Raw genomic sequence first — 15371 nt, 5'->3', positions numbered from 1 at the left:
GCCCCGGACTCGCTCCTCCTTCGGGGGAGCGAGTCTCATTTATTGCAGTACCTACAGAGTCACACTATGCAGCAAACACAACAACAAGAGGCGCTCTCGGCCGAGGAGCTGATCGCCCAGGACGTCGGCGCCAGGCTGCCCGTCGGCCCCATGAGCTGGATCATCGCGGGTCTTGCGCTGATCTGGTCCCTGTTCCAGCTCTGGATTGCCTCGCCGCTGCCCTTCTCCCTCGGCATCGGCGTCCTCAACGACACTGAAACACGCTCGATTCATCTGGCCTTCGCCATCCTGCTCGCCTACCTGGTGTTCCCCGCCATGCGCAGCTCACCGCGAGACAGGGTTCCCCTTGCCGACATCGCCCTCGGCCTCGTCGGTGCCGCCGTCGCCAGCTATCTGTTCGTCATGTACCAAGAGCTTGCCCAGCGTCCTGGCAACCTGACCACCATGGACTTCGCGGTGGCCTGCGTCGGCATCCCGCTCCTGCTGGAAGCGGCCCGCCGTGCCCTGGGCCCGGCCCTGGCGGTCATCGCCATCGTCTTCCTGGCCTACAGCCTGGCCGGTCCCTGGATGCCTTCCCTGCTGGCCCACCGCGGGGTGAGCCTGCATGCGCTGGCCAACCACCAGTGGATCACCACCGAAGGGGTGTTCGGCATCGCCCTTGGGGTCTCCACCAGCTTCGTCTTCCTGTTCGTGCTGTTTGGCGCCCTGCTAGAGCGCGCCGGTGCGGGCCATTACTTCATCCAGCTCGCCTTCAGCCTGCTGGGTCACCTGCGCGGCGGCCCGGCCAAGGCGGCCGTGGTCGCCTCGGCCCTGACCGGCGTCATCTCCGGCTCCTCCATCGCCAACGTGGTGACCACGGGCACCTTCACCATCCCCATGATGAAACGGGTCGGTTTCTCCAAGGAGAAGGCCGGCGCGGTGGAAGTGGCCTCTTCGGTCAACGGCCAGATCATGCCGCCGGTCATGGGGGCTGCGGCCTTCCTGATGGTGGAGTACGTGGGCATCCCCTATGTGGAGATCATCAAGCACGCCTTCCTGCCGGCGGCCATCTCCTACATCGCCCTGCTCTACATCGTGCACCTCGAGGCGCTCAAGCTCGGGATGCAGCCCATCGGCAACCGTCAGCCGCGCCCCTGGCTGCGTCGCCTGACCGGCTTCGCCTTCGGTGCCGCCCTCATCAGCGGACTCTCCATGGCGGTCTACTACGGTCTGGGCTGGCTCAAGCCGGTGCTGGGTGACTATGCCCTGCCGGGGATCAGCGTGCTGCTGGCCGTCGCCTACCTGGGACTGCTGAAGATCGCCGCCAGCAACGCGCCGCTGCCGGCGGAAGACCCGGACAAGCCACTGGACGAGCTGCCCGAGACCCGCGCCGTGCTGCTCTCCGGCCTGCACTTCCTGCTGCCCGTGGTGGTGCTGGTGTGGTGTCTGATGGTGGAGCGCCTCTCCCCCGGGCTGTCGGCCTTCTGGGGGTCGGTGATGCTCATCATCATTCTGCTGACTCAGCGACCGCTGCTGAACTGGCTGCGCACCGACGGCAAGCATGACTACGGCTCCTTCACCGATGGCGTAGTGGACCTGCGCGAGGGGCTGATTGCCGGTGCCCGCAACATGATCGGCATCGGCATTGCCACCGCCACTGCCGGCATCATCGTCGGGGCCGTCTCCCAGACCGGCGTCGGCCTGGTGCTGGCGGATCTGGTGGAGTTCCTCTCCATGGGCAACCTGCTGCTCATGCTGATCCTCACCGCCCTGCTGAGCCTCATCCTCGGCATGGGGCTGCCGACCACTGCCAACTACATCGTGGTATCGAGCCTGCTGGCGCCGGTGATCGTCACCCTGGGTCAGCAGAACGGCCTCATCGTGCCGCTCATCGCGGTGCACCTGTTCGTCTTCTACTTCGGCATCATGGCGGACGTGACCCCGCCGGTGGGGCTGGCCTCGTTCGCCGCGGCCGCCGTCTCCAAGGGGGATCCCATCAAGACCGGGATCACGGCGTTCTACTACAGCCTGCGTACCGCGGCGCTGCCGTTCCTGTTCATCTTCAACACCGATCTGCTGCTCATCAACGTGGACTTCGCCCACGGCGTACTGATCTTCATCGTGGCCACCATCGCCATGCTGATCTTCGCTGCCGCCACCCAGGGCTTCTTCCTGGTGAAGAGCCGCTGGTACGAGAGCGTGCTGCTGCTGCTGGTGGCTTTCACCCTGTTCCGTCCTGGCTTCTGGATGGATCTGCTGCACGACCCGTATCGCGACACCGCCCCGGCCGAGCTGGTCCAGACCATGGGGCAGGTGGAGGCCGAGAGCACCCTGCGCCTGCGGATGGAAGGGGAAGATGCGGTGGGCAAGTTGCGCCGCTTCACTGTGTTGCTGCCGGTGCCGGATGGTGCGAGCGGTGAGGATCGTCTGACCAAGCTGGGGATCCAGACCTATGAGCAGGACGGCAAGATCCTGATCGACACCGTCACCTTCGGTAGCCAGGCGGCCGATCTGGGGCTGGAGATGGATCAGCAGATCCTGAGCGTCAAGGCGCCCACCGAGCGCTGGCCCAAGGAGCTGATGTGGCTGCCGGGCTTCCTGCTGTTCGGGGCCGTGGTCTGGCTGCAACGCCGCCGGGTCGCTCGACCCTGATCATCACCCAATAAAAAACGGCGCCTTCGGGCGCCGTTTTTTATGCTGGACTGTGATGCCGGCCGCTTCGGGCCATCAGTCCAGGGCATCAGTTGGACTGGGTCTGCTTCTGTTTTTGCAGTTGGTCGAGGGTCTGCTGCTCCTGCGGGCTGAGGCCAAGCTGCTCGCAGGCCTGTTCAAAGCTGATGCCAAGATGGCACATCATGATATCGATAGCGGGCAGGTAGTTGGTCATAGCGTCTTCCATGGTGATCCTCCAGAACTGTCTCTTATGCCCGAGGGCGGGGATGGGGGCAATTAGACTTTAGGTGTAGGGTGCCATCTGCTTCAGCCTCTGCCACTGGCCGGGGGAATTTGCTACTCTTGCGGGCACTAAAGAGGTTGCCGCCCCAGGGTGAGCAGCCGGTGAGGAGCAGGGCATGTTATTGAGTTTCTTGATCATCGCATCGGGCTGGTGGCACATCCGCGCGGCTTACGGCTCAGACTCCCGTCAGTTCTACATCAGCAAACCCCTGACCATGCTGTTCATCATCGCCCTGGCGTTTGGCTACCAGGGCGACGATCACAACGGCTCCCACGCCTGGATCCTGCTCGGTCTCTGCCTGTCGCTGGCGGGTGACGTGCTGCTGATGCTGCCACGGGATCGCTTCATCCAGGGGCTGGCGGCATTTCTTGTCGCGCACCTCTGCTACATCGTCGGGTTCGCCCAGGGGCCTCTGGTGCTCAAGCTGGTGGACGGTCTGCTGCTTCTGTTGGTGGCCGGCATGGTGTTCGGGCTCCTGTGGGGCCAGCTCGGCGAGATGAGGATCCCCGTCTTCTGCTACATGTTGGTGATCATCGCCATGGCCTGGGTAGCTGCCGGTGCCTGGCATGCCTCTCTCACTGCCGGCAGCGCCGCCGCCCTGGTGGGGGCGCTGATGTTCCTCTTCTCCGACAGCATGCTGGCACTGGACCGCTTCCGCCGCCCCTTCCCCCATGCCACGGCCTGGATCATGAGCAGCTACTTCGCGGCCCAGTTCCTGATCGCCGCCTCCCTGGCGGGCTGACCAGCGGGCATCCATGAAAAACGGGCCTTCTGGCCCGTTTTGCTATGTGATCCCCACCTTTCACGCCTCGACTGGTTCTGCGTCAGGGGCCCTCGGGGCCGGCTGCTTGAGCAGCAGCATCAGGGCGCTGGCGACGAGCAGGAAGATACCCATCACGTAGAACACCTGGTTGTAGGCCATGATGGCCGCCTCGCGGCTGATGGTGTTCGACAGCATGGCCCGGGCCTGCAACTGGGCCTGCTCCGGCCCGGCTCCCTGGGCCATCATGGTCTGGGCCAGCTGCATCAGATAGGCCTGCCCCTCGATGCTGGTGGCGGCCAGGGTGCTGCCGATCTGGCTGACATGAGTCCGGGTGTCGTTGTCGATCAGGGTGGCGATGATGGCGATGCCGAAGGCGCCCCCCAGGTTGCGCAGCACGTTGAGCAGGGTCGAGGAGGAGGGGATCTCGTCCGGCGTCAGGCTGGCGGTCGCCACCAGGGAGAGGGGCACCATGATGAAGGGCTGTCCCAGGGCCCGCACGATGAGGGACTGGATCAGCTGGGGCCCGGCGTAGTCGGCATTCATGTTCACGTTCATGACGCAGCTGATGGCGAAGATCAGAAAGCCGAAGCTCACCAGATAGCGCGGATCTATCTTGTGGGTCAGCTTGGGGACCAGGGGGAGCACCAGCAACTGGGGCAACCCCATCCACATCAGCACTTCACCGATTTCCAGGGCGTTGTAATTGTGGATCTGGGTCATGTAGAGGGGCAGCACATAGATGGATCCCATCAACCCCATACCGAGCACTAGATAGGCGAAGCAGGCCAGGGCGAAGCGCGGGTTGTGCAGCAGCCGCAGGTTGACCAGGGGGTGGCGGCGCAGCAACTGGCTGATGACGAAGAACACCAGGGCCACCACCGAGATGACGGTGAGCCGTACGATGAAGCTCGAGCCGAACCAGTCCTCCCGGTTGCCCTCTTCCAGCACCACCTCCAGGAGGCCGAGCCCCACCGCCATGGTGAGGATACCGATGAGATCCACCCGCTTGATCACTTCCCAGTCCACCGGCTTCCTGTCCAGTCCGTGGGCCAGCATGGCCATCACCAGCAGGCCGGGCGGCACGTTCAGATAGAAGATGTAGTGCCAGGACATCTGCTCCGTCAGCCAGCCCCCCAGGGTCGGGCCGATGGCGGGGGCGAAGGTGGCGCACAGGCCGAACAGCGCCATGCCGGTGGCTCGCTTGTGCAGCGGCAGCAGGCTGACAATGAGGGAGAAGGCCATGGGGATCAGGGCCCCGCCGGTGAAGCCCTGCAGCGCCCGAAAGACGATCATGCTGGTGAGGTTCCAGCTGAACGAGCAGAGCACGGAGGCGACGATGAAGGCGCCCGTGGTCCACAGCAGGTAGCGCCGCACGCTCAGTCCTCGGCTCAGCCAGCCGCTCAGCGGAATGGCGATCATCTCCGCCACCAGATAGGAGGTGGAGATCCAGGAGCTCTCGCTCAGGGTGGCCGAGAGTGCCCCCTGAATGTCTTTCAGGGAGGCGTTGGTGATCTGGATGTCGAGGATGGCCATGAAGGCGCCGATGAGGCCCCCCATGACCGCGATCCAGTTGCGGCGTGGTATGGCGTCCATCAGTGGGCGGCCACCACGGGATCAGGGGTGCGGGTGTCGACGATCACCTCGGTGGAGAGGCCGGGCAGCAGCTTGCCCGCCAGGGCGCCCGGATCCGGGATGCGGATCTTGACCGGCACCCGCTGCACGATTTTGGTGAAGTTGCCGGTGGCGTTCTCCGGCGGCAGCAGGGCGAACTTGGCGCCGGTGGCCGGAGAGAGGCTGTCGATGATCCCCTCGACCGGTTGATCCGGATAGGCATCCAGGATCACCTCCACCTTCTGGCCCGGCTGCATGTGCTGCAGCTGGGTCTCCTTGAAGTTGGCCTCGACCCACACCTGGCTCAGGGGCACCAGGCTGGCCACCTGCATACCGGACTGGACGTAGAGCCCTTCCCGCAGGCTGCGCTTGCCGATGATGCCGTCAGCCGGGGCTCGCAGCTCGGTGTAGCCGAGTTCCAGCCTGGCTTGTTCAAGCTGGGCCTCGCTCAATGCCAGCCTGGCCTGGTTCTGCTTGGCTTCGGCATCCAGCACCAACAGCCGCTCGCGGGCGGCCTGCAAGGCTGCCTTGGCCTCCAGTGCCTGGGCCTGGTTGACCTGCAAGCCGGCGCGCACCTCGTCCAGGCTGTCCTGGGAGCTGTAGTGACGCTCATTGAGCTGGCTGACCCGGCGCACCTGCTGCTGGGCCCGGACCTGCTCGGCATTGGCCGAGCTGACTTTTGCCTCGGCCTGGCGGATGAGGCTCAACTGCTGGATACGGGTGGCGGCAAGGTTATCCGCCGTCGCCTGGTTGAGGTGCAGATCGGCCTCGGCCTCCGCCACCTTGGTCCTGTATTCGCGGTCGTCGAGCCGGGCGATGAGCTGGCCGGCCTTCACCGCCTGGTTGTCGGTCACCAGCACTTCGCTGATGTAGCCGGAGAGCTTGGAACCGATGCCGGTCACCTCGCTTTGCAGGTAGGCGTTGTCGGTGCTCTCGAAGTAGCGGCCATGCAGATACCAGTAACCGGCAAACAGCAGGCCGAGCAGGGCCAGCACCAGGGCGGCCAGCAGGGGGATCTTCTTGTGTTGACTCATGATATTGGTTTTCCTGAACTGTGGCGGGCAGGCTAACATCGTGCAACTGTTTCGATTAGTATCCATTCATGAGATATACAGTTTCACTGGTGAAACAATGGACCTGAATGCTGCCTTAATCCTCGTTCGTATCGTCGACAAGGGCTCCTTTACCGCCGCTGCCCAGGAGCTGGGCATGACCAAGGCGACGGTGAGCCGCCGCATTGCCGAGCTGGAGCAGCGTCTCGGCGCGCGGCTGCTCTATCGCTCCACCCGGCAGCTCACCCTGACGGAAGCCGGTGAACAATATTATCTACGCTGCAGCAAGGCGGTGGAGGAGCTGGCCCAGGCCGAGCTGATGCTCAGTGCCAGCCAGCAGGAGGTGACAGGGACCCTCAAGCTGGCGGTGCCCATCGAGACGGGACAGCTGGTGGTGGGCAGGCTGGTGGCGAACTTCCTGCAAGCCTATCCGGGCATGAAGGTGGAGCTGGAGCTGACCAACCGCATCGTGGATCCCATCAGCGAGGGGCTGGATGCCATCGTGCGGGTCGGCGACATGAGCGACTCCAACCTGGCGGCGCGGCGTCTCTGGAGCACCGAGCGGCTGCTGTGCGCCAGCCCGGACTATCTGGCGCGCCACCCGGTGATCCAGAGGCCCGCCGATCTGGTGCATCACGAGCGGATCGCGGTCAGCACGGGGTTCCTCGCCTCGCACTGGTGTTTCGAGCTGGATGATCGTGAAGTGCTGGTGGATCCCCCGTCCCGCTTCCAGGTCAACAACATCACCTGTGCCAGGGAGGCGGCGAAGGCGGGGCTGGGGCTGGCTTCCCTGCCCGCCATGCTGTGCCATGATGAGCTGGCGAACGGGACGCTGGTCTCCTTGCTGCCGGAGTGGCAGCAACCCAGGGTACCCATCTACCTGCTGTTTCCCGAGCGGCGCCTGATGCCGCGCAAGCTGAGGGCATTCATCGATTTTCTGGTGGCCAACGGCCCGGCTTACGGCATCGACAAGCTGCTGTGAAGAGCCCGATGCGGCGATGATTGAACTGGCAAGGGTTTCGAGGACAACGTATGGAGCGGTGGATGAATCTGTATCGGGCATCTCACTCCCGGAAGATGCTCGCCCTGGAATGATGGTAGTGCTGGTGATGACGGCACTGGCAAGGGTTTCGAGGACAACGTATGGAGCGGTGGATGAATCTGTATTGGGCATCTCGCTCCCGGAAGATGCTCGCCCTGGAATGATGGTAGTGCTGGTGATGACGGCACTGGCAAGGGTTTCGAGGACAACGTATGGATCAGTGGATTAACTTGTATCGCGCCTCTCACTCCCTGGAGGCGCATGCCCTGAAAGGGGCCTTGGAGGTAGAGGGAGTCAGGGTGCGCCTCAGCGGCGAAGGGCTCTCCGGCGCGCTCGGGGAGCTGCCGGTGGATCTGCTGCAAGTGACCCTGATGGTGAACGAGCGGGATCGTCAGCGGGCGGGCCGGATCATCGAGCGCTACCAGCAGCGCCAGGGCAACGGCTGGCTGTGCGGCCAGTGCGGGGAGGAGAACGGCGCCAACTTCGATATCTGCTGGCGCTGCCATCACGATCCCCAGGATCATTGAACGCCCCTCGCGCCCTCAGCGCAGGGTGAAGTCGATGTCATCCCCCGCATGGGCATCGTGGTAGGTGGCGAGATCCAGCTCCTTCTCGCTGCGGGCGATGAGCACGGAGACCAGGATGTCGCCGGAGACGTTGACCGTGGTGCGCGCCATGTCGAGGATCCGGTCTATGCCGGCGATGAGCGCCACCCCTTCCAGCGGCAGTCCCACGGCAGTGAGGGTCAGGGTCAGCAGCATCAGCCCGGTACCGGGTGTGCCCGCCGTGCCGATGCTGGCCAGCGTGACGATGCTGATGATGGTCAGGTAGTCCACCAGATGCAGATCCACCCCGAAGGCCTGGGCCACGAACAGGGCGGTGACTCCCTGATAGAGGGCGGTGCCATCCATGTTGATGGTGGCGCCGATGGGCAGCACCTTGGCGGTGATGGCGGGGGAGACCCCGAGCCTGCGTTCGGCGCAGGCCAGGCTGATGGGCAGGGTGCTGTTGCTTGAACTGCTGGTGAAGGCCACCGCCTGGGCATCGACGATGCTCTTGAAGTAGTGCAACGGGTTGAGGCGCGCCATCAGGAGCAGCAGGCTGCTGTAGACGCCGAGCACGTGGAGCAGGCAGCCGAGGTAGACGGCGCCGATCACCTTGAGCAGCGGCAACAGCAGGCTGACGCCGTACTTGCCGGTCATCCAGGCCATCAGGGCGCAGACGCCATAGGGGGCCAGGGCCATCACCATCTGGGTCAGCTTGAACATTCCCTCCGCCAGAGAGGTAAAGAACAGGATGGCGGGGCGGCCGCGTCGCCCGGTGGCGTTGAGGGCGAGAGCGAGGGCCACGGCGAACACGATCACCTGCAATATCTTGCCATCGCCCATGGCCTGCACCGGGTTGCGCGGCACCAGGTGGCTCAGCACGCTGGCCAGGGTAGGTTGCTGCGCCATGGCGCCCCGTTCATAAGGACCCATATTGGCGCCCATGCCCGGCTCCAGCAGCCAGCCCATCATCAGGCCGATGCAGATGGCGACGGCGGTGGAGCAGAGATAGAAGCCGATGGCCTTGCCGGCGATGCGGTCGAGCCGCTTGCCCTTGAGCAGGGCGGTGAGGCCTGCCAGGACGGAACAGAAGATGAGGGGCACCATCAGCATCTGGATGGTGTTGACGAACAGGACGCCGATGGGCTTGAGCAGCAGGGCCTGCTCGCTGAAGCAGAGTCCCAGACCTATCCCGGTCAGCATGCCGAGCAGAGTCTTCAACCAGAGCGGGCGACGGGTCCAGATCCGCCAGGGTTTGAAGACCAATCCATGGAACAGCATGACGCCAATGTCCTTATTTTCTGTCTGCGGTGGCAAAAAGGGGCGACAGTGTAGCCATCCCCCCGTCAGGTTGCCACATTATCGACAAAGCGGCGCTCACGACCAGCCCGCTGGCGTTAAAAAAGGCGTTTTGTTGGCCTATATCAAGAACCCTCTCCGGGCTTCGGGCTTTAATTGTCATCTGACATGATGATTAAAGAGGTTCGAGATGTCCCAATCGATACACGGTCACGAAGTGATGGAGATGATGCTGGAGCAGGAGAGTCCGTTTACCCGGGCCAGCCTCAGGGCGGCGATCGCCTCGCGCTTCGGTGCCGAGGCCCGGTTCCACACCTGCAGCGCCAGCGAGATGGACGCTGACGCCCTGATCGACTTCCTGGCCAGGCGCGGCAAGTTCATCGACTCGGAGTCAGGGTTCCAGACCCGCGCTGACAAGATCTGCAACCACGGATGATCGCCAGCGGCGAGCGCGGTTGGGCGCTCGCCGAATCCCGCCACCTTTGTTATATTTCGCCCTCCTTCCCCTCTTGTTGAAAGGTTCTGCCCGGGCGCTCTATGGACACATTCTCCGCTGCCGTCATGCTGTTTCTGATCATGGATCCGCTGGGCAACCTGCCGGTCTTCCTCTCCATCCTGCGCCATGTCGACCCCAAGCGTCGACGCAAGGTAATGCTGCGGGAGCTGTTGTTTTCACTGGTGATCATGATGGGCTTCCTGTTCGCCGGTCAGCAGATCCTGAGCTTCCTCAACCTGCGTCAGGAGGCGGTCAGCATCGCGGGGGGCATCATCCTCTTCCTCATCGCCATCAAGATGATCTTCCCGAGCCCCGGTGGCGTGACCGGGCTGGCGGCGGGGGAGGAGCCCTTCCTGGTGCCCATGGCCATCCCCATGATTGCGGGCCCCTCCATCCTGGCTTCCCTGCTGCTTCTGGCCAACCAGGAGCCGACCCGGATGGTGGACTGGTCATTGGCCCTGCTGATGGCCTGGGGGGCCAGCGCCGTGATCCTGATGTTCTACGAGCTGTTCAACAAGCTGCTGGGTGAGCGAGGACTCACCGCGGTGGAGCGGCTGATGGGCATGCTGCTGGTGATGATCTCGGTGCAGATGCTGCTGGACGGGGTGCACCATTATCTGGCGGTGACGGGTCAGAACTGACGGGGCGAATGCTGATGTCAACGTGAAACGGGGCTTCTTGAGCCCCGTTTTTTTTGCGCGTCAGGCGGCAGCGGCCGGACCATCCGCCGAGGTTTCCAGCTTGCCCATGATGAGGGCGAGCAGGGTCTCCCGCAGCCAGCGGTGGCCCGGATCCTCCTCGTGGCGCTGATGCCAGATGAGCAGGTGGGAGATGCTGTCCAGGGCGATGGGCAGCGGCAGCGGCACCAGGGGATAGACCTCGGTGGCGTGGCGGGCGTAGAGGCGGGAGAGGGTCACTATCATGTCCGAGTGCATGCCCATGCGCAGGGCCGCCTCGAAGGAGGGGACGGTCGCCTCGATCCGGCGATAGAGATCCTGCTCCGCCAGCTTGTGATCCAGCATCCAGCGATCCCGCCCCTCGCAGTAGGTCTGCACGTGGGGGTAGGCGAGGTAACGGGCGAGATCCCACTCGGGCTCCTGCAAGGCGGGGTGATCCCGCTGCACCAGGCAGGTGAGATCGTCGATGGTGAGCAACCGCTGGCAGATGGCGTTGGGCAGGGTGTCGAGGCGAAAATCCGAATTGATGCAGTTCTCCCGCACCGTGAAGGCGATATCCACCTGGCCCTGGCTCATCTCGGTCAGGCTGTGCTCGGTCCACTCCTCGTAGCGCAGGCGGATGCCAGGAGCCTGACGCTTCAGCTCGCTCAGGTAGAGGGGGGCAAACAGGGTGAAGGCGCTGTCCATGCTGGCAATGACGAACTCCCGCTCCGTGCTGGCGGGATCGAAGTCCGGCGGCTGGATCAGGTTGTCCAGGGAGAGCAGTATGGGCTGCAGTTGCTGCTGGAGATCCAGGGCGCGCGGAGTGGGATCCATCCCGTAGGCCGAGCGCACGAACAGGGGATCGTCAAAGGTCTCCCGCAACCGTCCGAGGGCCTTGCTGACGGCGGACTGGCTCAGGTGCAAACGGCGTGCAGCCCGGCTGCCGTTGCGCTCTTCCAGCAAGACTTGCAGGATTATCAACAAATTAAGGTCTATGCGTGCAAGCTGTTCCAGCAACATGATATGAATCCTCTTCAATTCCTAGATGAATATATACCATTTGTTTTCATATCTTGGCGATCCTATGCTCGACGGGTCTCTCGCCCTGGTGGCGGCTGGTACAGGATGTAGCGGTTGAGGGGACAAGTAGCACCGACTCATACGGCGGCCCATGGTCGCCGTATTTTTTTGCGCCTCGTCGCCGTTTTTGCGCGATTTTTTCGCCAACTTGCACCTGCCTTGATTTTGCCCAACAATCGATACGCTTTCTTTTGATACAACCTCCAGGTATCTAACAGTCAGGAGTCTCCCTATGGGACTGGGTGGCATTCATATCTGGCATCTGCTGATCCTGCTCGTGGTCGTCGTCGTGGTGTTTGGCAGCAAACGCCTGGCTGGCGCCGGTGAGGATCTGGGCACTGCCATCAGGGATTTTCGCAACGCCTTGCGCGACGATGACAATATCCGGAATAAGTAGGAGTAAACGTATGTCTGTAGACGAGAAAGTGGAACTGAACGAGACCTGTGACAGTTGCGGCTGTTTTGCCGAAATTGGCACCATCATCGGCGAAGGTGACGACGTCATGGAGCTGGTGATCGAGGCCGCTGCAGAAGCCGACGCCCGCGAGAAATTTGCAGCTTACGAGGCGCTGGCCAAGCAGGTCACTGCCGAAGCAAAAAGCAGCAGCGAGCTGAGCCGGGGCCCGGATGGCGTGATCCTGAAGGCCCGCCTGCAATTCACCTGCACCGCCGAGAAGCTGATCTTCGAGATGCGCGCCCGCTCCCTCTGAGATCGTGATGACACGGCAGGCTTGCCTGCCGTCTTGCTCTGCCCCTCGCTTTTTCCCTCCCTTTGCGTTGTATAGTGAGTTATCCCACGGACGATCCGTTTTCCGTCCGGCATGCGCCGATCGGCAGAAGATCCCGCGACGCCCCATGACTTGGCGCAGGCGCCTTCTGCGACAGACCCGACGGTGCGCACCGGCCCACAGCGAGGTGGTTAAATCATGATGCGGCGATGGATCTGGGCCCTGCTGGCTCTCTGCTCTCTCCCTCTGCTGGCGGCGGATCTCAAGCCGCAGTTGCTGCCCCAGGCCGGTGATCTCGAACACATCCTGCAAAAAACAGAGCTCAGGGCCCTGGTGGTCTATGAGCGGGGGTTTTTCTTTTTCGACAAGGGAGCCCAGTACGGCATCCTGGTCAATCAGCTTCAGGGATTCGAGCGCTGGTTGAACCAGACCTACCTGGCCAAGGAGAAGCTCAAGCTCAAGATCATTTATATCCCGGTGCGCCAGGACAAGCTGCTGGACTATCTGGCCGAGGGGCGCGGGGATCTGGTGGCTGCCAACCTGACGGTCACCCCCACCCGGCGCGAGCAGGTGACCTTCTCCCAGCCGCTGATCGCCCCCATCGAGGAGTGGGTGGTGAGCCAGCGGGAGCTCCCTGCCTTCAATCGCATCACCCAGCTGTCCGGCCGGCGGATCTGGGTGCGAGCCAGCTCCAGTTATTTCGAGAGCCTGCACCAGCTCAACTGGCTGTTTCGGGAGCTGGGGTTGCCCCCGGTCTACATCGAGACGGTTCCCGAATACCTGCAGGACGGGGACCTGCTGGAGATGGTGTCAGCCGGGATCATTCCGCTGACGGTCACCGACAGCTTCAAGGGGCGGATCTGGCTCGACATGATTGGCGGCCTCAAGGCCCACAGGCTGATTCCGCTGCGGGACAAGGGGCGCAGCGCCTGGGCCCTGCGCAACAACAGCCCGGAGCTGCTCAAGGCGGTGAACGCCTACATCTCGGAGTCGAGCAAGCGGACCCTCTACAGTGACATGACATTGCGCCGCCTGCTGGCGCAGAGCGACCGCATGAGCAACATACTGGCGCCGGACCCGCTGGGGCGACTGTCGACCATTCGCAAGGTACTGGAGGCCCAGGCGGACAAGTATCAGCTGGACTGGCTGATGCTGGCCGCGCTGGCTTACAAGGAGTCGGGGCTCAATCCCAATGTCGGCTCTCACCGGGGGGCCGTCGGCATCATGCAATTGCTGCCGAGCACCGGCAAGGAGGTGGGGATCCGAGGCGCCAGACTCACCAGTCTGGAGGGCAATGTGGAGGCGGCCTGTCGCTACATGCGGCTCATCCTGGACACCTACTTCAATGATCCCGGGATGGACAGGCTCAATCGCCATCTGTTCGCCCTGGCCGCCTACAATGCGGGTCCGAACCGGGTCCAGGCATTGCAGGCCAAGGCGGCCGACAAGGGGCTGGATCCGAACGTCTGGTTCGGCAATGTGGAGCAGCTGGTGGCCAACGACGTGGGCCAGGGGCCCATCAACTACGTTGGCACCATCTACAAATACTACGTGGCCTACCGTTTCAGCCTGCCCCAGCTGGAGGGCAAGTCAGAGGCCATCGAGGCGGTGCAGCCCTGAGCCTGTCAATGCTGGCCGGGGAGGGGATCCTCGTGATGCTGCGCAAGGGGTTCCCAGCCCAGATCCCGGTGCTGCTGGTACCAGGGCATCAACAGCCTGGCCGGGGTGGGATCCGGTTGGCTGGCATGAGGTCTCTGACTGAGGGAGGGGTGGTCGCGCAGTTCCATCATCGGCTCCTTGACACTGGGCTATCGGGGCGGTTGTCTGGGTTATGCCACCACCAGATGACAGGGAGATGACCCTTGATCCCCGCCGACTTTGCCTTGCTCGCCGATCCCGGCGCCGCCCTGAAGGCCCGATGCCAGTTGATCCGCCAGGCTCGCCACCGGATCCTCGCCCAGTATTACAGCTGGGAAGAGGACGGCAGCGGCAAGCTGCTGCTGGCGGAGCTGGTGCGGGCGGCCCGGCGCGGAGTGGTAGTGCAACTGCTCATCGATGATCTCTACGGCGGGGAGAACCGCTTTCTGGAGGCGGTGGCGGCGGAACCGGGCATCGAGGTGCGCCTGTTCAACCCCTTCTGGCTGCGGGGCTGGCGTCCCCTTACCTTGCTGCTGGAAGGGGTGCTGAGCTTTCGCCGCATCAATCACCGGATGCACAACAAGCTGCTGCTGGTGGATGGCAGCCAGGCGGTGATCGGCGGGCGCAATATTGGTGATCGTTACTTCGGGCTGGGGATGCCGCCTCACTTCATCGACCTGGATCTGGTCTGCCGCGGCCCCCTCTGTCAGCAGGCCGAGCAGGGGTTCGCGCTGTTCTGGCACAGTCGCTGGAGCCACCCGGTCCGTCGCCTGTTGAGACGCCCCTTGCTGCCAGCCGAAACCCGGGCCCTGAACGATTTCCTGCTGACCCTGACCGACCCCGCCATGGCGGCCGCCTATGATCTGCCGGCCACTCTGTTTGATGAGTGCCCCGTTCCCCTTTGCTGGCATCCCGGGCGAGGGCAGTGCTGGTTCGATCGCCCCGGCAAGGGGCTGGTCGCCCGGCCGACCACGGCGCCCCTGCTGGGACGCATGCTGGCGAGCAATCAGGGGGCCCTGAGGTTGGTGAGCCCTTACCTGATCCTGACACGGGGGCTGCGTCGCCGGCTCAAGGGGCAGCGACGGCAGGGGGTCGACATCGAGATCCTGACCAACTCCCTGGCCAGCACGGACGTGCCCCTGGTCTATGGCGCCTATCGACGTCACCGCCCCTGGCTCGAGCGTCAGGGGGTCACCCTGTTCGAGCTGACGACGGAGGCGTTCAGTCTGCATGCCAAGCTGATCCTGATGGGGAAGGAGGAGGCGCTGCTCGGCAGTTTCAACTTGGATCCCCGCTCCCTGATGCTCAACACCGAGTTGATGCTGCACCTCCATAGCCCGAGGTTGTGCGACGAGTTGCAGCAACTCATTGATGGCTGGTTGCAGCAGGCCGTGCACCCGGTGGCGGCGTCCCCCTCTGCATGGCGGCGCCTGCTGGCGCAATTGAGCGATTGGTTACCTTTGCACCGTTGGTTGTGAGTGGGATCCGCCTTGTGCGAGATCTCGCAAAGCCTTGTGCGCCTT

General features: G+C 63.5%; 16 protein-coding genes. 10 read left to right on the top strand and 6 right to left on the bottom strand.

Annotated features, from left to right (window positions below; genetic code table 11):
* Nucleotides 1–66: 66 nt before the first annotated feature.
* Nucleotides 67–2631, top strand: coding sequence for a TRAP transporter permease (locus PG883_RS14210; RefSeq protein WP_125117016.1), 2565 nt, complete (start codon nt 67–69; stop codon nt 2629–2631).
* A gap of 88 nt (nt 2632–2719) precedes the next feature.
* Here PG883_RS14210 and PG883_RS14205 read toward each other — a convergent pair whose 3' ends face one another.
* Entirely contained in the window at nt 2720–2878 is a 159-nt protein-coding gene (locus PG883_RS14205; RefSeq protein ID WP_005332188.1) for a hypothetical protein, read from the bottom strand.
* A 172-nt stretch (nt 2879–3050) separates the two neighbouring features.
* Here PG883_RS14205 and PG883_RS14200 point away from each other — a divergent pair, with 172 nt between their 5' ends.
* Nucleotides 3051–3677: a lysoplasmalogenase gene (locus PG883_RS14200; RefSeq protein WP_045522987.1), complete on the top strand. Its 627-nt coding sequence runs from the start codon at nt 3051–3053 to the stop codon at nt 3675–3677.
* 60 nt (nt 3678–3737) lie between these two features.
* Here PG883_RS14200 and PG883_RS14195 read toward each other — a convergent pair whose 3' ends face one another.
* Nucleotides 3738–5291 carry a DHA2 family efflux MFS transporter permease subunit gene (locus PG883_RS14195; protein WP_125117017.1) on the bottom strand — a complete coding sequence of 518 codons (1554 nt, stop codon included), beginning with the start codon at nt 5289–5291 and terminating at the stop codon, nt 3738–3740.
* Complete coding sequence (locus tag PG883_RS14190) at nt 5291–6343, bottom strand: HlyD family secretion protein (RefSeq protein ID WP_039040403.1); 1053 nt, start codon at nt 6341–6343, stop codon at nt 5291–5293. The genes PG883_RS14195 and PG883_RS14190 overlap by 1 nt, the downstream gene beginning before the upstream one ends.
* 97 nt (nt 6344–6440) lie before the next feature.
* Between PG883_RS14190 and PG883_RS14185 the strand changes: the two genes are divergently transcribed.
* On the top strand, nt 6441–7343 hold the full coding sequence (locus PG883_RS14185) for a LysR family transcriptional regulator (protein WP_010672586.1): 903 nt from the start codon (nt 6441–6443) through the stop codon (nt 7341–7343).
* A gap of 272 nt (nt 7344–7615) precedes the next feature.
* On the top strand, nt 7616–7930 hold the full coding sequence (locus PG883_RS14180; RefSeq protein WP_010672587.1) for a putative signal transducing protein: 315 nt from the start codon (nt 7616–7618) through the stop codon (nt 7928–7930).
* A gap of 15 nt (nt 7931–7945) precedes the next feature.
* On the opposite strand, the gene PG883_RS14175 is transcribed toward PG883_RS14180, so the two are convergent.
* Nucleotides 7946–9229, bottom strand: a complete 1284-nt coding sequence (locus tag PG883_RS14175) for a dicarboxylate/amino acid:cation symporter (protein ID WP_042881904.1) — start codon at nt 9227–9229, stop codon at nt 7946–7948.
* Between the two features lie 208 nt (nt 9230–9437).
* On the opposite strand from PG883_RS14175, the gene PG883_RS14170 reads away from it, so the two are divergent.
* Both PG883_RS14170 and PG883_RS14165 read left to right on the top strand, forming a co-directional pair.
* Nucleotides 9438–9683, top strand: a complete 246-nt coding sequence (locus PG883_RS14170; RefSeq protein WP_039040405.1) for a YecH family metal-binding protein — start codon at nt 9438–9440, stop codon at nt 9681–9683.
* A gap of 101 nt (nt 9684–9784) precedes the next feature.
* Nucleotides 9785–10384: a YhgN family NAAT transporter gene (locus PG883_RS14165; protein WP_010672590.1), complete on the top strand. Its 600-nt coding sequence runs from the start codon at nt 9785–9787 to the stop codon at nt 10382–10384.
* 60 nt (nt 10385–10444) lie between these two features.
* Here the strand turns inward: PG883_RS14165 and PG883_RS14160 are convergent, their stop codons facing one another.
* Nucleotides 10445–11422 (bottom strand): LysR substrate-binding domain-containing protein, encoded by a 978-nt coding sequence (locus PG883_RS14160; RefSeq protein ID WP_125117018.1) that lies wholly within the window; start codon nt 11420–11422, stop codon nt 10445–10447.
* Between the two features lie 292 nt (nt 11423–11714).
* Between PG883_RS14160 and tatA the strand changes: the two genes are divergently transcribed.
* From tatA to PG883_RS14145, 3 genes are all read left to right on the top strand, one after another.
* The gene (tatA, locus tag PG883_RS14155; protein ID WP_010672592.1) at nt 11715–11879 is read left to right on the top strand and encodes a twin-arginine translocase TatA/TatE family subunit; all 165 of its coding nucleotides are present in this window, start codon (nt 11715–11717) and stop codon (nt 11877–11879) included.
* A gap of 10 nt (nt 11880–11889) precedes the next feature.
* Entirely contained in the window at nt 11890–12192 is a 303-nt protein-coding gene (locus tag PG883_RS14150) for a YfcZ/YiiS family protein (RefSeq protein ID WP_010672593.1), read from the top strand.
* Nucleotides 12193–12408: 216 nt separating this feature from the next.
* A complete protein-coding gene (locus tag PG883_RS14145; RefSeq protein ID WP_270807336.1) occupies nt 12409–13830 on the top strand; it encodes a lytic transglycosylase F in 1422 nt (473 codons plus the stop codon).
* A gap of 5 nt (nt 13831–13835) precedes the next feature.
* Here the strand turns inward: PG883_RS14145 and PG883_RS14140 are convergent, their stop codons facing one another.
* Nucleotides 13836–14000 (bottom strand): hypothetical protein, encoded by a 165-nt coding sequence (locus tag PG883_RS14140; RefSeq protein WP_158656233.1) that lies wholly within the window; start codon nt 13998–14000, stop codon nt 13836–13838.
* A 72-nt stretch (nt 14001–14072) separates the two neighbouring features.
* On the opposite strand from PG883_RS14140, the gene PG883_RS14135 reads away from it, so the two are divergent.
* The gene (locus PG883_RS14135; RefSeq protein ID WP_069652330.1) at nt 14073–15326 is read left to right on the top strand and encodes a phospholipase D-like domain-containing protein; all 1254 of its coding nucleotides are present in this window, start codon (nt 14073–14075) and stop codon (nt 15324–15326) included.
* Nucleotides 15327–15371: the final 45 nt, after the last annotated feature.

Origin of the sequence: Aeromonas sp. QDB25 (genome assembly GCF_027707725.1) — a bacterium.
Classification (GTDB): Bacteria; Pseudomonadota; Gammaproteobacteria; order Enterobacterales; family Aeromonadaceae; genus Aeromonas; species Aeromonas caviae.
This window is presented reverse-complemented; position numbering and strand designations above follow the sequence as displayed.

What these genes read in the sequence shown, in the direction of transcription:
- PG883_RS14210 (WP_125117016.1), top strand. Translation starts at nt 67, where the DNA reads ATGCAGCAAACACAACAACAAGAGGCGCTCTCGGCCGAGGAGCTGATC.
- PG883_RS14205 (WP_005332188.1), bottom strand. Translation starts at nt 2,878, where the DNA reads ATGGAAGACGCTATGACCAACTACCTGCCCGCTATCGATATCATGATG.
- PG883_RS14200 (WP_045522987.1), top strand. Translation starts at nt 3,051, where the DNA reads ATGTTATTGAGTTTCTTGATCATCGCATCGGGCTGGTGGCACATCCGC.
- PG883_RS14195 (WP_125117017.1), bottom strand. Translation starts at nt 5,291, where the DNA reads ATGGACGCCATACCACGCCGCAACTGGATCGCGGTCATGGGGGGCCTC.
- PG883_RS14190 (WP_039040403.1), bottom strand. Translation starts at nt 6,343, where the DNA reads ATGAGTCAACACAAGAAGATCCCCCTGCTGGCCGCCCTGGTGCTGGCC.
- PG883_RS14185 (WP_010672586.1), top strand. Translation starts at nt 6,441, where the DNA reads ATGGACCTGAATGCTGCCTTAATCCTCGTTCGTATCGTCGACAAGGGC.
- PG883_RS14180 (WP_010672587.1), top strand. Translation starts at nt 7,616, where the DNA reads ATGGATCAGTGGATTAACTTGTATCGCGCCTCTCACTCCCTGGAGGCG.
- PG883_RS14175 (WP_042881904.1), bottom strand. Translation starts at nt 9,229, where the DNA reads ATGCTGTTCCATGGATTGGTCTTCAAACCCTGGCGGATCTGGACCCGT.
- PG883_RS14170 (WP_039040405.1), top strand. Translation starts at nt 9,438, where the DNA reads ATGTCCCAATCGATACACGGTCACGAAGTGATGGAGATGATGCTGGAG.
- PG883_RS14165 (WP_010672590.1), top strand. Translation starts at nt 9,785, where the DNA reads ATGGACACATTCTCCGCTGCCGTCATGCTGTTTCTGATCATGGATCCG.
- PG883_RS14160 (WP_125117018.1), bottom strand. Translation starts at nt 11,422, where the DNA reads ATGTTGCTGGAACAGCTTGCACGCATAGACCTTAATTTGTTGATAATC.
- tatA (WP_010672592.1), top strand. Translation starts at nt 11,715, where the DNA reads ATGGGACTGGGTGGCATTCATATCTGGCATCTGCTGATCCTGCTCGTG.
- PG883_RS14150 (WP_010672593.1), top strand. Translation starts at nt 11,890, where the DNA reads ATGTCTGTAGACGAGAAAGTGGAACTGAACGAGACCTGTGACAGTTGC.
- PG883_RS14145 (WP_270807336.1), top strand. Translation starts at nt 12,409, where the DNA reads ATGATGCGGCGATGGATCTGGGCCCTGCTGGCTCTCTGCTCTCTCCCT.
- PG883_RS14140 (WP_158656233.1), bottom strand. Translation starts at nt 14,000, where the DNA reads ATGATGGAACTGCGCGACCACCCCTCCCTCAGTCAGAGACCTCATGCC.